Origin of the sequence: Micrococcus sp. HMSC31B01 (genome assembly GCF_001816085.1) — a bacterium.
Taxonomy (GTDB): Bacteria; Actinomycetota; Actinomycetes; order Actinomycetales; family Micrococcaceae; genus Micrococcus; species Micrococcus luteus.
Map to the genome: position 1 here is coordinate 1 of NZ_KV825274.1, position 3,377 is coordinate 3,377.

Annotated in this window: 3 protein-coding genes; 1 reads left to right on the top strand and 2 read right to left on the bottom strand. The window is 73.2% G+C overall.

What is annotated here, in order from left to right:
• Positions 1–48 precede the first annotated feature (48 nt).
• The gene (locus HMPREF3105_RS09505) at positions 49–1,239 is read right to left on the bottom strand and encodes a globin domain-containing protein (RefSeq protein ID WP_070709395.1); all 1,191 of its coding nucleotides are present in this window, start codon (positions 1,237–1,239) and stop codon (positions 49–51) included.
• Positions 1,240–1,333: 94 nt separating this feature from the next.
• Positions 1,334–1,792: an RrF2 family transcriptional regulator gene (locus HMPREF3105_RS09510; RefSeq protein WP_070709396.1), complete on the bottom strand. Its 459-nt coding sequence runs from the start codon at positions 1,790–1,792 to the stop codon at positions 1,334–1,336.
• A gap of 71 nt (positions 1,793–1,863) precedes the next feature.
• On the opposite strand from HMPREF3105_RS09510, the gene HMPREF3105_RS09515 reads away from it, so the two are divergent.
• The coding region (locus HMPREF3105_RS09515; protein ID WP_070709397.1) for a RecQ family ATP-dependent DNA helicase at positions 1,864–3,377 on the top strand (1,514 nt) is incomplete at its 3' end.

A 3,377-nucleotide genomic window follows, 5' to 3' on the forward strand; every position in this document is an offset into this window, starting at 1 on the left:
GGCCCGCACCCGTGAGGGGTGCGGGCCGTTCCGCGTTCCGGGGCCGGATCAGGCGGCGAGCCAGAGGTCCGGGCCGAAGATCTCGTAGCGGACGGACGTCGCGGGCACGCCGGCATCGATCAGCTTCGAGCGGGTGGACTGCATGAACGCGAGCGGGCCGCACAGGATGTAGTGCCCGTCGCGGGGCAGTTCGACGTCGTCGAAGTGCATCACACCCTCGACGGTCGTGACGCCCTCGGGGTCCTGTTCGGGTCGCACCCCGAGGAAGAGGCGGGCGTCGCCGTGCGGCAGCGCCGCCAGGGACTCCGTCACCTGTTCCCGCAGGGCCACGGCCTCCCAGGACGCGTCGCCGTGGAAGAGGAGGACCTGGCGGTCCGAGCCCTGCTGGGCGAGGGCGTCCAGGATCGCCGCGGCCGGGGTGATGCCGATGCCGGCGGTCGCCAGGACCAGGGGAGCGGTGGAGTCCTCGTCCTCGAGGGTGATGTCGCCGTAGGGGTTGGACAGCTCAATGACGTCGCCGACCTCCACGTTCTGGATGAGCACGGGCGAGACCTCGCCGCCCTCGTCCAGCTTCACGGTGATGACGCGCTCGGTGGCGGACCCGGCCTTCTCGGAGAGGGAGTACTGGCGGCACTGGCGCAGGCCGTCCTCGACCTTCAGGCGCACGGACACGTAGCCGCCGGCACTGCCGGGGCTCTGCGGGGTGTCGTCGGCCGGCTCGAAGCGGAAGGTGACGGCCGCGTTGCCGGTGGGCTCCTTGGACACGACCTTCCAGTCCGTCCACATCCTGTCGTTGGCCTGCTGGGCGTAGAGGCCCTTCTCGATCTTGATGAGGGCGTCGGCCATGAGCCAGTAGACCTCGGTCCAGGCGTCGGCCACCGCGGGGGTGACGGCGTCGCCGAGCACCTCGCCGATGGCCCAGAAGAGGTTCTCGTAGACGATCGGGTACTGCTCCTCGACGATGCCGAGGGCGGTGTGCTTGTGGGCGATGCGGGACAGGACGGCCTCGGGCAGGGTGCCCGGGTTCTCGAGCAGGTGCACCGCGAACTTCACGATGGATCCAGCGAGGGCCTGGGCCTGCTCGCCGTTGCGCTGGTTGGCGCGGGAGAAGACGCCGTCGAGGAGCTCGGGGTGGGCCTCGAACATGTGGGCGTAGAACAGGGGCGTGATCTCCGGCATGTGCTCGGCGACGACGGCGGCGGTGGCCTCGATGACGGGGCGGGACTTCTCGGACAGCACGGGGGTCTCCGTCTCCTCGGCGGGGAATCTTGCGCTGTTTTTGCCAGATTACACCCGGCCATCGCCGTCGGGAACTCGCCCCCGGCTCGTTCCCTCAGTGCGCCACGGGGATCTCCGGCAGGCCCAGCAGCACGGGCCCGCCGACAGGCCCGGTGCTCACCAGATCCCGGATCCGCACGGTGTCGAGTTCGGCGAGGAAGGCCTCGCGTGCGCGGTGCAGGGCGCCGCGCAGGCGGCAGTCGCCGGCGTAGGGGCACGCCACCCCGGAGTCGCGCCCGGCGCAGTCGATCACCTCGTCGCGGCTGCTCAGCGAGCGCACGAGCTCGCCCACACGCTGGTCCAGACCGGCCGCGGCGATCATGGCCCCGCCATGCCGACCGCGCAGCACCTCGATGGTCCCGCGGCGACGCAGCTCGGCGACCGCCTTGATCACGTGGTTGTAGGGCACCTGGATCCGGTCCGCGATCTGCTGGCTGGTGAGCCGTTCCCCCTCGGCCGCCGCGAGCGTCATCAGCACGCGCAGGCAGACGTCGGTGTAGGCGCTCAGCTTCATCCCGCCATCATCCCACCGGTGCACGGCGCCGCCGCGCCTGCGGTGTCCGGGCCGATTGGCATACTGACGCCATGGACGCCACCTCGCACCCCGACGCCGGCCCCCGCCTCCCCGAGACCTCCGTGCCGGGGGGCGACACCGCGCTGCGCGAGGAGGCCCTGGCAGTCCTGCGTCGGCTCGTGGACCGGCCGGACGCGCGATTCAAGGACGGGCAGTTCGAGGCGATCGAGGCGCTCGTGGCCCACCGCCGCCGCGCCCTGGTGGTGCAGCGCACCGGCTGGGGCAAGTCCGCCGTGTACTTCGTGGCCTCCCTCCTGCTGCGTGCCCGCGGCGCGGGGCCCACGCTGATCGTCTCCCCGCTGCTCGCGCTCATGCGGGACCAGGTCGCGGCCGCCGCCCGGGCGGGCGTGCGCGCGGTGTCCGTGAGCTCGGCGAACGCCACGGAGTGGGACGAGGTCCGGGCCCGGCTCGCGGCGGACGAGGTGGACGTGCTGCTGATCTCGCCCGAGCGCCTCACGAACCCCCGGTTCCGGGACGAGCAGCTGCCGGACCTCGTGGCGCGCATGGGTCTGCTCGTGGTGGACGAGGCCCACTGCATCTCCGACTGGGGCCACGACTTCCGGCCGGACTACCGCCGCATCCGGGACCTGATCGGGCTGCTTCCCGCCGAGGGGCCGCGCGCGGTGCCCGTGCTGGCCACCACCGCCACGGCCAACGCCCGTGTGGTGGCGGATGTGGTGGAGCAGCTCGGCGTCGCCTCCGAGCAGGACGTGTTCGTGCTCCGCGGCCCCCTGGCCCGCGCCTCGCTGCGCCTGGGCGTGCTGCGCATGCCCAGCCCGGCCGCGCGCCTGGCCTGGCTCCTCGACCACCTCGCGGACCTGCCGGGCTCCGGGATCGTCTACGCCCTCACGGTCTCCGCCGCCGAGGACACGGCGCGCGCCCTGCGCGAGGCGGGGCACGAGGTGGTCGCCTACACGGGCCGCACAGACCCGGAGCGGCGCGCCGAGATCGAGGAGGACCTCAAGGCCAACCGGGTGAAGGCCGTCGTGGCCACCTCGGCGCTCGGCATGGGCTTCGACAAGCCGGACCTGACGTTCGTGGTGCACTTCGGTGCGCCGGGCTCGCCCGTGGCGTACTACCAGCAGGTCGGCCGCGCCGGCCGCGGGACGGACCACGCGGACGTGCTCCTGCTGCCCGGGCCCGAGGACCGTCGCATCTGGGAGTACTTCGCCACCGCCTCCATGCCGGACGAGGAGCAGGCGCGCGCCGTGCTGGGGGCGCTCGCGGACCACGGCGGGGCCCTCTCCGTGGCGGCGCTCGAGCCGGCCGTGCGGATCAAGCGCACCTCCCTGGAGCTGCTGCTCAAGGTCCTCGCCGTGGACGGGGCGGTCGAGCGGGTGGGCGGCGGCTGGCGCGCCACCGGGCGGGAGTGGACGTACGACGCCGAGCGGTACGCCCGCGTGGCCGAGGCCCGCCGGGCCGAGGAGCGGCTCATGCTCGACTACCAGACCACGGACCGGTGCCGCATGGAGTTCCTGGCCCGCACCCTGGACGACCCCACCGCCGCGCCGTGCGGCCGCTGCGA